18 protein-coding genes are annotated in these 15,274 nt (G+C 30.9%); 12 read left to right on the top strand and 6 right to left on the bottom strand.

Translation table 11 applies throughout. From position 1 onward, the window contains the following. Positions 1–152: 152 nt before the first annotated feature. From HMPREF3125_RS02800 to HMPREF3125_RS02810, 3 genes are read left to right on the top strand one after another with little or no spacing between them, the layout of a single operon-like run. Complete coding sequence (locus HMPREF3125_RS02800; protein ID WP_070451774.1) at positions 153–1,283, top strand: efflux RND transporter periplasmic adaptor subunit; 1,131 nt, start codon at positions 153–155, stop codon at positions 1,281–1,283. Continuing rightward, positions 1,280–1,966, top strand: a complete 687-nt coding sequence (locus HMPREF3125_RS02805) for an ABC transporter ATP-binding protein (protein WP_070451776.1) — start codon at positions 1,280–1,282, stop codon at positions 1,964–1,966. The genes HMPREF3125_RS02800 and HMPREF3125_RS02805 overlap by 4 nt, the downstream gene beginning before the upstream one ends. Beyond that, positions 1,959–3,161 carry an ABC transporter permease gene (locus HMPREF3125_RS02810; protein WP_070451778.1) on the top strand — a complete coding sequence of 401 codons (1,203 nt, stop codon included), beginning with the start codon at positions 1,959–1,961 and terminating at the stop codon, positions 3,159–3,161. The genes HMPREF3125_RS02805 and HMPREF3125_RS02810 overlap by 8 nt, the downstream gene beginning before the upstream one ends. A gap of 187 nt (positions 3,162–3,348) precedes the next feature. Here HMPREF3125_RS02810 and HMPREF3125_RS02815 read toward each other — a convergent pair whose 3' ends face one another. After that, on the bottom strand, positions 3,349–4,083 hold the full coding sequence (locus HMPREF3125_RS02815; protein WP_070451779.1) for a glucose 1-dehydrogenase: 735 nt from the start codon (positions 4,081–4,083) through the stop codon (positions 3,349–3,351). Between the two features lie 244 nt (positions 4,084–4,327). Here HMPREF3125_RS02815 and HMPREF3125_RS02820 point away from each other — a divergent pair, with 244 nt between their 5' ends. The 5 genes from HMPREF3125_RS02820 (at position 4,328) to HMPREF3125_RS02835 (ending at position 7,896) form a co-directional block, all read left to right on the top strand. Next, positions 4,328–5,170 carry a patatin-like phospholipase family protein gene (locus tag HMPREF3125_RS02820; RefSeq protein WP_070451781.1) on the top strand — a complete coding sequence of 281 codons (843 nt, stop codon included), beginning with the start codon at positions 4,328–4,330 and terminating at the stop codon, positions 5,168–5,170. 177 nt (positions 5,171–5,347) lie between these two features. Further along, a complete protein-coding gene (locus tag HMPREF3125_RS02825; RefSeq protein ID WP_070451783.1) occupies positions 5,348–6,058 on the top strand; it encodes an SDR family NAD(P)-dependent oxidoreductase in 711 nt (236 codons plus the stop codon). A gap of 572 nt (positions 6,059–6,630) precedes the next feature. After that, positions 6,631–6,753: a hypothetical protein gene (locus HMPREF3125_RS12970; RefSeq protein WP_256278056.1), complete on the top strand. Its 123-nt coding sequence runs from the start codon at positions 6,631–6,633 to the stop codon at positions 6,751–6,753. Between the two features lie 228 nt (positions 6,754–6,981). Further along, the gene (locus HMPREF3125_RS12975) at positions 6,982–7,131 is read left to right on the top strand and encodes a hypothetical protein (RefSeq protein ID WP_256278057.1); all 150 of its coding nucleotides are present in this window, start codon (positions 6,982–6,984) and stop codon (positions 7,129–7,131) included. 162 nt (positions 7,132–7,293) lie between these two features. Beyond that, entirely contained in the window at positions 7,294–7,896 is a 603-nt protein-coding gene (locus tag HMPREF3125_RS02835; RefSeq protein ID WP_017636707.1) for a short chain dehydrogenase, read from the top strand. A 691-nt stretch (positions 7,897–8,587) separates the two neighbouring features. Here HMPREF3125_RS02835 and HMPREF3125_RS02840 read toward each other — a convergent pair. From HMPREF3125_RS02840 to HMPREF3125_RS02855, 4 genes are all read right to left on the bottom strand, one after another. Continuing rightward, complete coding sequence (locus tag HMPREF3125_RS02840) at positions 8,588–8,800, bottom strand: hypothetical protein (RefSeq protein ID WP_070451786.1); 213 nt, start codon at positions 8,798–8,800, stop codon at positions 8,588–8,590. 161 nt (positions 8,801–8,961) lie between these two features. Beyond that, positions 8,962–9,156, bottom strand: a complete 195-nt coding sequence (locus HMPREF3125_RS02845; protein ID WP_017636703.1) for a VraH family peptide resistance protein — start codon at positions 9,154–9,156, stop codon at positions 8,962–8,964. A gap of 19 nt (positions 9,157–9,175) precedes the next feature. Continuing rightward, on the bottom strand, positions 9,176–11,056 hold the full coding sequence (locus HMPREF3125_RS02850; protein WP_070451789.1) for an FtsX-like permease family protein: 1,881 nt from the start codon (positions 11,054–11,056) through the stop codon (positions 9,176–9,178). Beyond that, positions 11,046–11,804, bottom strand: coding sequence for an ABC transporter ATP-binding protein (locus HMPREF3125_RS02855; RefSeq protein WP_070451792.1), 759 nt, complete (start codon positions 11,802–11,804; stop codon positions 11,046–11,048). The genes HMPREF3125_RS02850 and HMPREF3125_RS02855 overlap by 11 nt, the downstream gene beginning before the upstream one ends. Before the next feature lie 269 nt (positions 11,805–12,073). Between HMPREF3125_RS02855 and HMPREF3125_RS12775 the strand changes: the two genes are divergently transcribed. The 3 genes from HMPREF3125_RS12775 (at position 12,074) to HMPREF3125_RS02865 (ending at position 13,244) form a co-directional block, all read left to right on the top strand. Continuing rightward, on the top strand, positions 12,074–12,211 hold the full coding sequence (locus HMPREF3125_RS12775) for a hypothetical protein (RefSeq protein ID WP_176745274.1): 138 nt from the start codon (positions 12,074–12,076) through the stop codon (positions 12,209–12,211). 27 nt (positions 12,212–12,238) lie between these two features. Beyond that, positions 12,239–12,814, top strand: a complete 576-nt coding sequence (gene lepB, locus HMPREF3125_RS02860) for a signal peptidase I (protein WP_070451795.1) — start codon at positions 12,239–12,241, stop codon at positions 12,812–12,814. A 229-nt stretch (positions 12,815–13,043) separates the two neighbouring features. Continuing rightward, positions 13,044–13,244 (top strand): hypothetical protein, encoded by a 201-nt coding sequence (locus tag HMPREF3125_RS02865; protein WP_070451798.1) that lies wholly within the window; start codon positions 13,044–13,046, stop codon positions 13,242–13,244. 177 nt (positions 13,245–13,421) lie between these two features. On the opposite strand, the gene HMPREF3125_RS02870 is transcribed toward HMPREF3125_RS02865, so the two are convergent. Continuing rightward, a complete protein-coding gene (locus HMPREF3125_RS02870; RefSeq protein ID WP_070451800.1) occupies positions 13,422–14,285 on the bottom strand; it encodes a hypothetical protein in 864 nt (287 codons plus the stop codon). A gap of 87 nt (positions 14,286–14,372) precedes the next feature. Here HMPREF3125_RS02870 and HMPREF3125_RS02875 point away from each other — a divergent pair, with 87 nt between their 5' ends. Continuing rightward, a complete protein-coding gene (locus tag HMPREF3125_RS02875; protein WP_070451956.1) occupies positions 14,373–14,900 on the top strand; it encodes a MepB family protein in 528 nt (175 codons plus the stop codon). Positions 14,901–15,274 lie beyond the last annotated feature (374 nt).

The raw sequence follows: 15,274 nt of genomic DNA on the forward strand, positions 1-15,274 counted from the left end.
TAAGTATAATAAATAGACTAAGTAAAAATAATATTAAAAACATTTCATTAATCTCAAACTTAAAAATAACTTAAATATCCTTAAATTCAATATATATAATAATTAAAGTGTGTTATCATGCAAAATATAATACATTTTAAGGAGCATAGGATATGAATAAGAAACTATTATGGAGTATTATTGGCGTGGCAATTATCTTACTTCTTATCATTGCCGCATTTATCGCAAAGCAATCAACAAGCTCTGACGATAAAGATAGTAAGGGATACGATACATATACAGTTAAAAAAGAAACACCGATTAGTTTGGAAGGTAAAGCATCTCCCAAATCAGTCAAAACATATAACAACAATAGCCAAATAGGCACATTCCAAAGTCCTGCCGTAGACGATGGTCAAAAGGTTAAACAAGGCGACCGTCTCTTAAGCTACGACACGAATAATAGTAAACGCCAACAACTCGCAAATAAAGTTGATCAAGCACAACAACAAGTGAACGATGATTATCAAAAGATCAATCAAAGTCCAAATAACAATCAACTACAGTCTAAATTGACGCAAGATCAAAGTTCACTTAATGAAGCACAACAACAATTATCACAACATGATAAACAAATGAATGACAGTATTTATGCATCATTTGACGGTAAGGTAAATATTAAAAATGGTGAAGATGCTGGTGATGGTCAACCTGTTCTACAATTGATTTCAGACAATCCACAAATTAAATCAACGGTTACTGAATTTGATGTCGATAAAATCAAAGAGGGTGACGAGGTTGATGTAACCGTGAATAGTAACGGTAAAAAAGGCAAAGGTAAAATCCTTAAAGTAGATGAACTACCAACTAGCTATGATGATAGCGCGAGTGGTGAATCAAGTGGAGCTCAGGCAAGTGCTGGAGGTCAAGGCGAAGATAGTGAAGAAGGCGCAAGTGCAGCCCAAGCTTCTAATCCAACAGTTAACAATCCTTCTGGCGGTAAAGAAGGAGATACGTCTAAATATAATGTCATTATTGGTGATTTAGACATCCCTGTACGTGCTGGATTCTCTATGGATGCTAAAATTCCTTTAAAAACTAAGAAATTACCTAATAATGTGTTAACAAAAGATAACGATGTGTTTGTCCTAGATAAACATAATAAAGTTCATAAACGTGATATTAAAATTGATCGCAGTAATGGCCAAATTATTGTGAAAAAAGGACTTAAAGCAGGTGACAAAGTCATCAAAAATCCTAAAGGTAATCTAAACGATGGAGAAAAAGTTGAGGTGTCATCATGATTGAATTGAAAAAAATCAATCGACACTTCAAAAACGGTGATGAAACGAATCATATCTTAAAAGATATTGATATCCATATTGATGAAGGGGAATTTATCGCTATTATGGGACCATCCGGTTCAGGTAAGAGTACCCTCATCAATATCCTTGGATTTATTGATCGTGGTTATGAAGGTGAATATCTTTTTAATGGTGAAAATTATAAAAAAAGTTCAGATAATAAACTCGCAACCATTCGTAATCATACGGTAGGATTTGTCTTTCAAAACTTTAAACTTATTCAAAATAATACGATTCTTGAAAATGTAAGCATCCCACTTATATACAATGGAATGGGTAGTAAAGAACGTAAAGATAAAGTAATGAAGGGATTAGAAGATGTCGGCCTTCACAACAAAGAAGATTTACTTCCTAATAAATTATCAGGTGGTCAACAACAACGTGTAGCCATCGCAAGAGCCATTATCAATGAACCTAAGTTTGTCATTGCTGACGAACCTACAGGGGCTCTTGATTCAAAAACATCAAAAGACATTATGGATTTATTCGTAACGTTAAATAAAGAAAAAGGTACAACCATGATTATGGTAACCCATGATCGTGAGGTCGCTAACAAAGCGGATCGTATCATTCACATTTTGGATGGTCGTGTGAAAGAGGAAGAGGTGTTGGCGCATGAGTAACTTTTCTAATATTTTGTCTGTCGCCTTTCGCTCTATTTTAAAAAATAAACGCCGTAATATCTTTACGATGATAGGGATTATTATCGGTATTGCTGCTGTTATTACGATCATGGCATTGGGTAATGGTTTCAAAAAGACAACCAATGAACAATTTGATGATGCAGGTGCAGGTAAAGACCAAGCCATGATTACTTATATGACAGAAGATATGAGTGCACCTAAAGACAACCCGTTTAAACAAGAAGATCTCAGTGTTGTAGAACAAGTTAAAGGTGTTAAAAGCGCGAAAGTAAAGGAAAGTAAAGATAGTACTTATGCCGCTAAAATTACAAATACTCATGGAAGTGGCGATGTTGATTTGAAAAAAGCGAGCCAGGTCTCAGACGTTGATCATGGACATGGTTTTACAAAAGATGATAATGACACACAGGAAAAAGTTGTGGTTATAGATAATAAAGTCGCTAAAAAAGTCTTTCATAATGCAGATAGTGCGGTAGGAAAATCAATTTATATTAATGGGGAAGGCTTTAAAGTCGTTGGTGTTGGTGATGCAAGCGGCCAAGATGCGAGTGGCATGCCTCTCGAAACGGTTGTTCAAATGCCAACGAAAACAGCTGACCATTATATGAGTAACCTGTCTCAAGGAACACCTCAAATACAAGTAAAGGTCAATGATGGCGAAGATAAAAAAGAGATCGGTAAAAAAGTTGAAAAAGAACTGAATAAAAAAGGAACTGGTGTTTCAAATGGCCAGTATAGTTTTAATGATAACGAAGAAATGATGAAAAGCATTGGTAAAGTCTTAGATACCATCACATACTTTGTGGCAGCAGTCGCAGGTATTTCACTATTTATCGCAGGTATTGGTGTCATGAATGTGATGTATATTTCTGTTACAGAACGAACAGAGGAAATTGCGATACGTCGTGCCTTCGGTGCTAAAGGACGAGACATTGAAATACAATTCTTAGTTGAAAGTGTCGTACTTTGTCTACTCGGTGGTATTATTGGATTAATTCTAGGCATTATCATTGCCACAGTGGTCGACATGGTAACACCAGATATGGTTAAAAGTTCAGTTAGTATAAGTTCAGTCATCTTGGCTGTAGGCGTATCAACGCTTATTGGTGTTGTCTTCGGTTGGATACCAGCCCGCGCAGCCTCTAAAAAAGAATTAATAGATATTATTAAATAATAACATTTCAATTTTAACTAAATATATGAAAAGTTCGTCACAATTATCATTTGTGGCGAACTTTTTCTACTCCAATTATTACAATATAAATAATATTTTCTGAGATACAGTATTTATTTTTATAACTAAAAATTAACAAGTTGGTATGAGATGTATTTATGTTTAATTAACATTTTATCTATATTAATTAAATCGCTGTAATGCCACCATCTATAACAAATTCTGAACCTGTAGAGTAAGAAGCCTCATCGGATGCTAAGAAACAAACCATGTTTGACACTTCTTCAACTTCAGCTATACGTCGCATTGGTATTTGTTTAGCAAATTCATCGACGGCTTCTTTAACATCTTTTTGTTGAATCATAGGTGTATTAATAACACCTGGGTGAACAGAATTTACGCGAATATTATACGGCGACAATTCATGTGCTGCAGCTTTAGTCATACCTCTTACTGCAAATTTTGTATCAGTATAACCAATGGCACCTCCAACTAATCCATCAATAGAAGAGATATTGATAATGGCATCACTTTGTTGTTCTTTCATTACCTTAGCTACTGATTTGATACCTAAAAAGACAGAGACTTGGTTAATATTAACAATCTTCAAATAATCGTCTAGTGTTAAAGACTCTAACGGCTTGTTATAAGTCATACCTGCATTATTAACTAGAACATCAATTTTATTCCATTTTGCTAAAACAGTTTCAATTACATTATGCCAATCATCCTCACTAGTCACATCATGTTTGATAAAAAGCGCATTAGAGCCTAAAGTTTTGGCTAATTCATTTCCTTTTTCCTCATTGATATCAGTGATAACGACTTTAGCACCATGTTCAATTGCTTTTTTAGCATGCATTTCTCCCATACCTTGAGCGCCACCAGTAATAATCATTACCTTATTATTTAGCTTTTGCATATTGTTATTCCTCCTTAAAAATACGACATCCCTTTATATGAAATAATTATAAAACTTATTATAAATAAAGTGTAATACTAACTAAAAATTATGATGATTTTTGTTGTGCGAATCTTTATTATTTAAAATTTTACCTGCTATAAGTACAATGCTTTTAACTGTTTATATAATGGGAAATAATATATTGTATATAATCATAGTAACAACATGTAATTTAGACGGAATAACGAGGGGGTAGTCTAAAATGAGTAAGGATAAAGCACTTGTATTAGGCGGCGGTGGTATTACAGGCATTGCTTGGGAAGCTGGCGTACTAGCAGGGTTAATAGATTCAGGTATAAAAATGAATCAAGTAGATAAGATATTAGGTAGTTCTGCAGGTTCATTTGTTGGAGCGATTTTAGCAAATAATCAAAACATGCAAGCATATTATCAAGATTTAGCAACACATCATAGTGAAACCGATAATGCTCAACTTGATCCAGCGATATATGACTTGTGGACTAAAGCATTTATTAAAGGTAGGGATAATGAACAATTAATCGGACAGTACCTTGGAGATATTATTAATAGTTACCCATCAAATGTTTCACCAGAGACTCGAAGTGATTCAATACAACAAAGATTAGGTAATGCTAAATGGACGGATCAACTTGAAATTACTGCGATAAATGCAAGGACAGGCAAGTTGTCGACTTTTAATGAGAATAGCGGCGTGAGCTTAAAAGAAGCAGTGACAGCTAGTGGTGCCGTTCCGGGTCTTTGGCCACACATTAATTTATTGGGAGATTCTTGGATTGATGGTGGTATGGTTTCATCAACAAATGCGATGTTAGTGTCAGACTATCAAGATATTATTATTCTGGCTCCTCTTAGTCAAAAACTAGGTCAAGTGCCTTCAGTGTATGAAGAAGCGGAGAAATTAAAAGAACAAAGTAACGTTACCTTAATTGTACCTGACGAAAACAGTAAAGGTAGTATAGGTCAAAATATTTATTCATCAAAAAATATTAAAGAAATTGGTGATGCTGGATATGAACAAGGGAAGACACTAGCGACATCCTTAACTGAAAATATTGAGAATTAGAAATAAAATATGAAATTGTAACAAAAAAACCTCATTAATGATTGTATTGAGGGAATTTTTTCTTTAACAATGAAAGTATCATTGTCAGCTATTATATTAAGAGGTGTGTCTAGTTAATAAAGCAATATTGTAGTAATGTAAATTTAAAGAGATAAGTCATGAAAAAGGAGACTTAATATGACACAAAAAGTATTAATTACAGGTGCGAATAAAGGATTAGGATTTGAAACGGCGAGACAATTAGGAAACAAAGGATGGGCTATTTTATTAGGTGCTAGAGATGAAGTAAGAGGTACTGAAGCGGTAAAGACGTTACAACAAAAAGGTATTAATGCGGAATGGATCAAAATTGATTTCAATGATTTAACAACCATTCACGAAGCGGCAAAATATGTTGAAAATAACCATGCTGATTTAAATGTACTCATTAATAATGCAGGCATTTCAGGAAATATGGAAGCATCTCCATTAGATGTTGATATTGAAGAATTAAAAACAGTGACAGAGGTCAATGTTTATGGAAACTTTGAAATGGTTAAGTCGTTCACGCCAATCCTAGCACGCAATAAAGGGAGAATACTCAATTTAACTATTCCTACTAAACCAAGTAATTTTTTCCATCCATTTAGTTATATGACAACGAAAACGGCACTCAATTCAATGATTAAATTATTTGCGAAGTATTTTAAGAAACATAAGATTTCTGTTGAAATATTTGGAGTCATGCCTGGTGGTATTACAACAGATTTAAATAATAACCAAAAAGGCTTTTTAATGCGTACAGTAAATGAAGGTGCACAATCAATTGTTAATGTAATAATGGATAAGCGTAATCATAATGGGAAAATTTTGATTCGATTGAGACCTTTTAAAATATTTAAAAAATAGAAATGAAGAGTTATAAGTACCGTTATTAAGAGCGTAAAATATAGAATAAAATTATAAGATTTATTTTATCTATTATTGTATAATATTTAAAGTAAGCAAGTTGAATGATGGTGGCTAATCTCATAATAATGGGGTGATGCCTATGATTTTGGTTGTTACTCCTAGAAAGGAGTAACATGACTGATTATGAAATATTAATGATCGTTTTAACGATTATTGGCTTAATATTAATTAGTAGTAAGCAAAATTAATAGACCATCTCAACTTTAGCAATTAGATGGTCTAAATAGACAATTTCAAAAGCTACCGTCTTTTTAACGGGCTTACATAGGCGCAAGTGTTGGTAGCACTTGTGCTTTTTATTTGTTGCTCTCTATTAAATAGAGAAACAATTTACACTCTTATTATATAATCCATTCCTATATATGTAAATATTTATATTATTTTTGAGAGTGATGTATCTAGAATACAGAACCAAGGAATGTGTAATTTGAAACGTTGTAACTTTTGTGTAATAATGTAATCGCTTGCATTTGTATTGCATTTCAAAAAACAAAGAGGAGAGATTGAATATGAAAAAGACTACAAAAGCAGTTGTTGGATCAATGTTAGCAGTAGGAACAGTATTCGGAATCGGCGCCTCAGTAGAAACACCACAAAGTAACGAAGCACATGCAGCAACACACCCTTATTAGAATTATCAAGGGTACACATCCTCACAAAGTAATTTTATTTTAGACAAGAACTTTATTAATGCACTTAAAAATGACAATTTAACAATCAATGGTTATAAAATCACAGAAAATAGTAAAAATAGTGACAAAACAATAAAAAAATATGATCAACAATTTTATTTAGCTAGTAAACATAAAGCAGATGGAATATGGTTTGATCTAAAAGATGGCGTTGTATCTAAATCAAAATTGCTTAAAGTATATGGTAATCCTGATACAAAACCTGCTAGCTCTGCTCAAGGAAATGAATACAATTATAATATTGGTGGAAAAAGTGTTAAATTCTTAGAGAACAATGGTTATATCACTAAAGTAGGTATTCATAATGGTGAATCTTAAATAAATCAATTCATTAAATGATATAGTTTCTTAAATAAATAAGACAGATATTGGACTAAAAAGTTCAATATCTGTTTTTATGTATATAATAATTTGTTATGTTAAAAATATATATCATTTAAAGAATTCTAGACTTAATTCATAAAAATTAGGAGGATTATAATGAAAATTATTGTTGTTGGAGCTACAGGGACAATAGGTAAAAGTGTATCAAAGAAACTTAAAGATAATCATCATGAAGTCATTGAAGTAGGAAGTCAGTCTGGTGATTATCAATTAGATATTACTTCTCCAGAAGAAATTGAAAAAATGTATAAAGATATTGATAATGTAGATGCAGTTGTTAGTGCGACAGGTGGCGCAACTTTCAAAGCGCTTTCTGATATGACTTTAGAAGATAATAATGTAGCAATTCAAAGCAAATTATTAGGTCAAATTAATCTTGTATTAATTGGACAACATTATTTAAATGAAAATGGCAGTTTCACTTTAACATCTGGTATTATGATGGATGATCCTATACGTTTAGGTTCTTCTGCAGCGATGGCTAATGGCGGTGTCGCAGGCTTTGTTACCTCTGCAGCAGTTGAATTGAAACGTGGACTAAGAATTAATAATGTAAGCCCTAATGTAGTGGAAGAAGCTCTAGATAAATATGGAGAATTTTTCAAAGGATTTACAGCTGTTCCTGTAGAAAAAGTGGCTAATGCTTTTATTAAAAGTGTTGAAGGTGCTCAAACAGGTCAAACATATAGAATTTATTAATAGAAATGTAATTGGCTATGAAATTTTAAATACTAAGTAGTTATAAATTATTTTCCATTAAAATTGAGGATATGTTAAAATCTTTGTGAAAAATAAATAATATATAAGTTATTAAATAAAACTTGGGATATTTTGTTAATATCTCAAGTTGTTTTTATGAAAGATTAATATATATTTTAAAGAAAGGCATTTTATAAAATGATTGCACCATTATAACTACTTTACAAAATACGGTAAAAATTTTAAATTTATCGTTCATATATTTTTAAAATTTTAGATTTTTCTAGGAAATATAATATAATTCCAATCTTCATATTATCCTCTTGATCTGACATCTAATTCAAAAATTTTGTAACTTAATGATTAGATTTGAGATAAGCGGGTATATAATATGAATTATTATTATTTTAATAATTTGCATCTGTAAAAAACTTAATTTGTTTAATTATCAAAAGTAAGAACAAATTGTTTTTACGCTTAAATTAAGTTGTTATATACATTTTATAAAAATGGTGTTATACTACAAGTAGTTTGTTAGGTAAAAAATCTTGTTTTTTTTAAGTCTATGTACGCCCGTTCAGCGGACATAGGCTTTTTTTATTATATATAAGTTATAAATACAATCACAGCTAAATTGATTTAAAAAAAGCTACTCGCTTATTAAATAGCAAGTAGCATAAATATCTGACAACTAATGAATGATAACGTAGGACAAACCCGTTAAAGTAAGTGTCAAAATAAGTGTTAAAACAAGTATTGTTATGATTTTTTCTTTAAAAGAAACAGGTTTTAAACCTATGAAAACTGTTAAAGTAAAGAAAAATAAACTTGCGATAAGATAAAATATAAACAATATAAAGATAAAACTATCAGGATGATTTAAAAACTCTTGATATTGATTCATAAGGAAACTCCTTAATATGTATTAATAATCCCAATATAACAAACATGTAAAGTGGTAGCTAATGTTTATATATTTAAATATTCCAAGCTATAAAATATGATCAAATCAAAGAATCGTGTGCACTCAATGAATAACGAGCACACACGATTGTTATATCTACATTATAAATCCTTTTTTTCATCTCTGCGTTTTAAGAAGTAAGCGCCACCTAATAATCCGACTGGAATACCTGCAATCGGCGTGATAGCACTACTTAATACTATGATTATAAGTGTGAGCATCACCACATTAAATAAGTTCACTTTTAAATTTTTTAAATCCTCATATGATTGTTTGATTAAGTCTTTGAATTTCATTATAAATCTCTCCTTTAATTTATATCGTTTTTTTAATAATGCGATTTGAATGTATGAAAGCAATGAGTGCAAATGCGAAATAGACGAGTGAGTATACGACCATTACGACAATAATAGGTGTGTAAGAGACGTTACCCATCAATTTCATAAACGCAATTGCTGCAAAAAGTGCGTGTAATAAAGCAATGATAAGTGGTAAACCGAAATTAAAGATAATTTTCAATCCGAGTCCTTTCAACATATCCATTTGAGTGAAACCAATTCGTTTTAAAATACGGAAGTTATCAATCTCATCTTCGGTTTCGTCCATTTGTTTAATATAAATGATACAACCGGCAGCGATAAGGAATGATAAACCTAGGAATGATGTGACAAAGATTAATATGCCATTGGTTGAATCTAAGAGTTTTTTAACTTCATCGCGTGGTTGAATTTCAGGATTGATCTGTTTAGCAATAGCTGCTGCTTTCTTCATATCAGTATGATCTTTGATATTGATGCCATACATATTTTGCATGATGTCATTTGTCTTCAATTTATTAAATTCGGCCCTGCTAATTTCAATCACTGGCATATTAGTCGTCAAATCAAGGGGAAGCATTGTTTCTTTATCCTCTTTTGTTACTTTAAACGTTTGTTGTTGTTTACCTTCGACAGTAACGGTCTTATTTAAATTAATTTGCATCATACCTGCTGTATTTTTAGTATTTGTAATAATTGCATTGGTACCTTTAAGTTGATCATTAGGTACTAAAACGTTTTTGGCAGACATACTTTTACTATCATCTTTTAACGTCATCACCTTATCTTCTATTGTTTCGGCTGAAATAGACTCATACGTTTTAGTGCTATATCCGATATGATTTTTATCTAATTGCTGTTTGAATTGTTGTGCTTGTTTTTTGGATGAAAAATCAAAATCTTGTGGTGACATTGTTTGGAAAGTATTATTACTATTTTCCTGAGTTATTGTCGCAAAGCAAAGGACAGTTACCGTGATCGCTGAAATCACTGCAATAACAGTAAGCGACATTGCATTTTTCTTCATTCTATGCATGATTGAAGCTGTGAACACGACATCCGTAATAGATACATGACCATTTTTGAAATGCTTCAATGATTTAAAAATGAGTGATACAGAACTTCTGAAAAATAAATAGGCGCCAACGACTGTTAAAAATAAAATGATAAACGGTGAAGTCATAGTAAATGTTAATTTTTTAAATGTACCAAACATTTCAGTCGCTATATAGTAACCGAACGCTATCATGACAATGCCTAATATACCGCCTAATACTTCTAAAAATGTAATTTTAACTTTTGTAGTTTCAGTCTGACGGCGGTCTTTCATCAATGCCAATATACTGCGTTTTTTCAAAAATAAATAACTTTGAAATAAAATAAGTATAAAAGCAGTGAGTAATAAAAATAATGTTAATGCTAAAGCCATAGGTTCAAAATTAATAGATAATTTTACTGTTAAATGCATTAACTTAGATGCAATATATAGTAAAAATTGAGAACCAAATATACCTAAAACGATGCCCAATAATCCAGTTATTACAAAAATAGCGATTTGTTCAACACAAAGCATTCTTAAAATATTATTTCTAGTAAGACCTATCAACTGAAATAATGCAAATTCTTGAGTACGTCTTTTAATAAATAGGTGGTTGGCATACATTAAGAAAATCACGATCATAATAAATAAAAATATTGAGCCGACTGATGCACCTTTTCGAATAATAGCTAAAGACTGATCGTTATTAATACTGTCAGTGAACTGTAATGTCGTAAAACTAAAATATAATATGATACTCAATAACAATGAAAATAAATACATACCATAATGTTTTATATTCATTTTTAAATTTTTGAGTGTAATTTGATTAAATGACATTCGCTACACCACCTAAAGAAGATTGCAATTGAATAATGTTTTGATAAAAATCTTGTTTAGAATCTTCTCCTTGGTTTATTTCAGAATTAATATGTCCGTCTTTTAACATAATGACACGTTTGGCAAAACTTGCTGCCACTGGATCATGTGTGACCATAATAATTGTTGATTGGAATGTACGATTCATTTCTTCAAGACGGTTGAGTAAATCTTTCGCACTTTTCGAATCTAATGCACCAGTTGGTTCGTCGGCAAAAATAATCTTCGGTTTATGCACAAATGCTCTGGCAGCGGCTGTTCGTTGTTGTTGACCTCCTGATATTTCACTTGGGTATTTATTTCCCAGGTCATGAATACCTAATGCTTCAGTGACTTCTTGATAAGATTGTTCCATTTCTTTTTTGCCGTAATGCTGAACTGATAAAGGTAGCATAATGTTTTCTTTAACCGTGAGTGTTGGTAATACACTGTAATCTTGGAAAATAAATCCTAATGACTTTTTACGATATTGTGCAAGTTGTTTATTCTTTAATTGACTAATATTGTGACCGTCAACAATGACTGAGCCGCTTGAAATTGTATCAATCGAACTTAGAACATTGAGTAATGTTGTTTTACCAGACCCTGAAGGCCCCATAATTGCTACAAATTCTCCCTTTTCAACTGAAAAATTAATATCATTCAATGCTTGATATTGCTTCTTCTTACCATAAATTTTTGATAAATGATCGACTTGTAAAATTGACATGTTATCACTCCTTATTGCTTATATCTTAATTTTAGGAGCAATAAGATATTCCAGCCTTTATCTAAACTTACAAAATACGCTACCAAACTTACAGCATTGAAAGGTTAGATTTAAGAGGGAAGCGATAGTGAATTTTTATAGAGGATTAACTAATAATAAAAAATAAAAGTTTAGTTTTTGTAAATATAATTGAAATAAATAATTAAGTTATGTAATGATAGAATTAATTGATTTTACATATGAAAATTTAATTTAAGTTGAAGCATCAAATGAAAGATGGAGAAAAATTATATACCGTCACAGTGGATACTAAACAAGGTAAACGTGTTGTGGTTTTACCTAAAAAACAGTACGACAAAGTGCAAAAAGGACAGCACATTAAAATAAAAAATGGTGTTGTAGAATAGTGATTAATAAATGCGAGGAGAGCTTATATGGGAAAAGAATTAGTTGAGTGGATTATTACCTTAGCGACAGGTATTATCATAGCTATCATTCTAACTGTATTTATCGGTACTTCATATACGGTATCGGGAGAATCAATGCATCCCACTTTTGAAGATAGAGATAAAGTTATAGTGAGTAAAATTTCGAAAACATTGAATCACATTGATTCAGGGGATGTTATTATTTTTCACGCTACTGCTAAAAAAGATTATATTAAACGGTTAATTGGTAAACCTGGTGATACTGTTAAATATAAAAAAGATCAACTGTATATAAATGATAAAAAAATAAAAGAGCCTTATTTGAAAGAAAATAAAAAGAATAAAGTAAGCAAATATTTAACAGAAGATTTTAATTCCAAGACACTGAAAGGTGCTAAAGGGCATGCTAAAATTCCTAAAGATAAGTATCTAGTATTAGGGGACAATAGACAGAACAGTATAGATAGTAGATATGACGTTGGGCTAATTGATAAAAAGCAGATTGTAGGAAAAGTTATGTTTAGGTATTGGCCTATCAGCAAATGGGAAGGCGGTTTTAATCCAGATACTTTTCCAAATTAAATGTTAACAATCTCCATAGTTGATTCATTTTTATGTAAACAATGAATTGATTATGGAGATTTTTTATAGGCGTGGATAATTGGCACGGCTGTGGATAGATTTTGATTGATATTCTTTAAAACACTGTTATATCAGGGGTTTGATATGTAATTTGAGTTATCCACATCATATGTTAAAATGTTGATAATTAACAGAATTGTGTGACAATAATGTAAATGGGGTGTAAAGCATGTTTGGATTTAAGGTAAACGATGAAGTGACTTTAAAAATATTAGAAGCAAGAGAAGCGGATGCACTTTTTAAACTTATAGATCAATCACGAGCGTATTTAGCAGAATGGTTACCTCTTGTAGAATATACAAATCAAGTTGAAGACAGTCAGAAATTTATATGTTTATTGAACAATTTTCATTTTTGGTTCTCCAATTAGAAAGAGTAGTCATACAAACTTTACAAAATATATTATCATTACCGCTCATTTTACTCTCTTTAATTATTAATAGTATATCTTACTACTTCTTTTTAAAATTTTTCTTAACGATATTTCAAATATACTATTTCTTACGTCTATAGCATCTTAGAAGAGCTTTTTGATTTTAATTAATCCTTAATTATTTACTTTATTTTTTGCAACTCGGTGAATCATGTCTTCTAATTCCTCTTTTGTTTTGAACTCCTCTAAACGTGACAAAATAGAATCAAATATAACTATAGCTTTAATTGCGTGTATGTTACTTAAGTGATCAAATATAGCACCATGTGCTATAGAATGGCGATTGTTTTCGTTATTTTTGTTACTTACCACTCTATCGATGTAAAAATTTCTAGTGATTTTATCACTAAATCCAATTACACAAAACATTGCTTCAATTATAATTTTTAATTTTAAAGTATCATATTTAAAGTTTTGATTTAGATGTTTTTCATTAAATCTGAACTTACCTATTTTATCTAATTCAAGTTTATCTGATATAATTCCTTCTATTTGAGTAGTAACTGTTGTTACCACTAAGCCGTATAGATTATATTGATATCCACTAATAACTTGTTCAAATAAATTAGTTCTTTTATGTAAAAAAACCGAATTGTTCCAATGATTTTGTATTTTATTTAGTAGGTAATCATCAAAATAATTAGAAAAATATTTATTTATTTCTTCTGTACTCACATTATTTTTATACTTATCAACTAAAGACTCAATAAATTCAAGATCCATTGAGTAATGTATGGGTAATTCGTAATATTTAAATGTTTCTATAGCTTCTTCATCTAATTGTTTGATAACTTCAGTTGTATTTTGCCATACTTTGTTAATAACTTGAGATGTTCTTTGTAAGGCATCTAATGGTAAACGCTCCAGTATATACATATTATTTTGTAATAAATTTTGTGCTTTTTGAGCTGCTTTGATAGCATCTTCGTATCTTCTTAAATTGTGACTTGCTTTTTGAATAATATCATTAGGATACATTTTCCACCTCTTGAATTATTAAGTATATGTATTCATAATTATTTTAGCTTATTTTTAATTCTTAATAAAATTTTTGAGGTAAAGCAAATGGCAAAAAATCTTGAATCATTTCAGTCAATAACACCATTGCAAGAATTGGAAAATATTTATCAAACTAAAATAGTAAATACAGTTCAAGTCGAAGAGTGGAATCAAGAATATGAAGCGATGGAATTTGAATTGTTTCAATATCGTATTAAAAGTAGATTGGGCAAAAAGACACCAAAGAAAAAGGGTTATTTTGTAACTCTGTGGGAGAAAGATAAAAATCATCAAAATATACCTATACATTTTGATAAAATGAGTGACTATTTAATTATTCACATTTTTGATCAAGAACTTAACGGCATGTTTGTGTTTGATAAGAAGACGCTTTTAACCAAAGGTATTTTAAGCGACATGAACCATAAAGGTAAAATGGCATTTCGTGTGTATCCAACTTGGGATACAGATTTAAATACTACGGCCTTTAAAACTCAACAGTTGCAGAAATCCCACTTTATAGATTTAAGCCAAACTTCATTAAAACAACAAAAGCCCAAACTAGATTCGTTACTAAATCATGAAATAAATTAATTAGACATTTTAATTTCTATAAATTCAATCTCCAAAAATAAAAGTAGTTGTTTCATGGATTTCATTAAGTGTTGTGACATATCATTTATGTACAAATTGGACTAAGGATTTTATCTTGGAGCATCTTTTAATTTCAATTTACATATAAATACGGAGCATTTTGGCGAAACTCTTGAGGGAACAGGACAAGCTGAAGACCTTAGAAATCCTCACAGATTTATCTGTGTAGTATTTCTGGCTGAAGCTGTCCCCTAAGAAGGGACCCAACACAAAGAAACTGGTTTATCCAGTTTCAACAAGCAAAGCAGGTTGGGCATAGGGAGCCAATAATACAAAGTATTATAAATAAAGAAGCCAGTAAATGAATTTGTTAA

Source organism: Staphylococcus sp. HMSC13A10, assembly GCF_001808005.1.
GTDB classification, from domain to species: Bacteria; Bacillota; Bacilli; order Staphylococcales; family Staphylococcaceae; genus Staphylococcus; species Staphylococcus pasteuri.

What these genes read in the sequence shown, in the direction of transcription:
- HMPREF3125_RS02870 (WP_070451800.1), bottom strand. Translation starts at nt 14,285, where the DNA reads ATGTATCCTAATGATATTATTCAAAAAGCAAGTCACAATTTAAGAAGA.
- HMPREF3125_RS02865 (WP_070451798.1), top strand. Translation starts at nt 13,044, where the DNA reads ATGTTTGGATTTAAGGTAAACGATGAAGTGACTTTAAAAATATTAGAA.
- HMPREF3125_RS02875 (WP_070451956.1), top strand. Translation starts at nt 14,373, where the DNA reads ATGGCAAAAAATCTTGAATCATTTCAGTCAATAACACCATTGCAAGAA.
- HMPREF3125_RS02835 (WP_017636707.1), top strand. Translation starts at nt 7,294, where the DNA reads ATGAAAATTATTGTTGTTGGAGCTACAGGGACAATAGGTAAAAGTGTA.
- HMPREF3125_RS12775 (WP_176745274.1), top strand. Translation starts at nt 12,074, where the DNA reads ATGAAAGATGGAGAAAAATTATATACCGTCACAGTGGATACTAAACAA.
- HMPREF3125_RS02800 (WP_070451774.1), top strand. Translation starts at nt 153, where the DNA reads ATGAATAAGAAACTATTATGGAGTATTATTGGCGTGGCAATTATCTTA.
- HMPREF3125_RS02815 (WP_070451779.1), bottom strand. Translation starts at nt 4,083, where the DNA reads ATGCAAAAGCTAAATAATAAGGTAATGATTATTACTGGTGGCGCTCAA.
- HMPREF3125_RS02820 (WP_070451781.1), top strand. Translation starts at nt 4,328, where the DNA reads ATGAGTAAGGATAAAGCACTTGTATTAGGCGGCGGTGGTATTACAGGC.
- HMPREF3125_RS12970 (WP_256278056.1), top strand. Translation starts at nt 6,631, where the DNA reads ATGAAAAAGACTACAAAAGCAGTTGTTGGATCAATGTTAGCAGTAGGA.
- HMPREF3125_RS02805 (WP_070451776.1), top strand. Translation starts at nt 1,280, where the DNA reads ATGATTGAATTGAAAAAAATCAATCGACACTTCAAAAACGGTGATGAA.
- HMPREF3125_RS02845 (WP_017636703.1), bottom strand. Translation starts at nt 9,156, where the DNA reads ATGAAATTCAAAGACTTAATCAAACAATCATATGAGGATTTAAAAAAT.
- HMPREF3125_RS02810 (WP_070451778.1), top strand. Translation starts at nt 1,959, where the DNA reads ATGAGTAACTTTTCTAATATTTTGTCTGTCGCCTTTCGCTCTATTTTA.
- HMPREF3125_RS02825 (WP_070451783.1), top strand. Translation starts at nt 5,348, where the DNA reads ATGACACAAAAAGTATTAATTACAGGTGCGAATAAAGGATTAGGATTT.
- HMPREF3125_RS02840 (WP_070451786.1), bottom strand. Translation starts at nt 8,800, where the DNA reads ATGAATCAATATCAAGAGTTTTTAAATCATCCTGATAGTTTTATCTTT.
- HMPREF3125_RS02850 (WP_070451789.1), bottom strand. Translation starts at nt 11,056, where the DNA reads ATGTCATTTAATCAAATTACACTCAAAAATTTAAAAATGAATATAAAA.
- lepB (WP_070451795.1), top strand. Translation starts at nt 12,239, where the DNA reads ATGGGAAAAGAATTAGTTGAGTGGATTATTACCTTAGCGACAGGTATT.
- HMPREF3125_RS02855 (WP_070451792.1), bottom strand. Translation starts at nt 11,804, where the DNA reads ATGTCAATTTTACAAGTCGATCATTTATCAAAAATTTATGGTAAGAAG.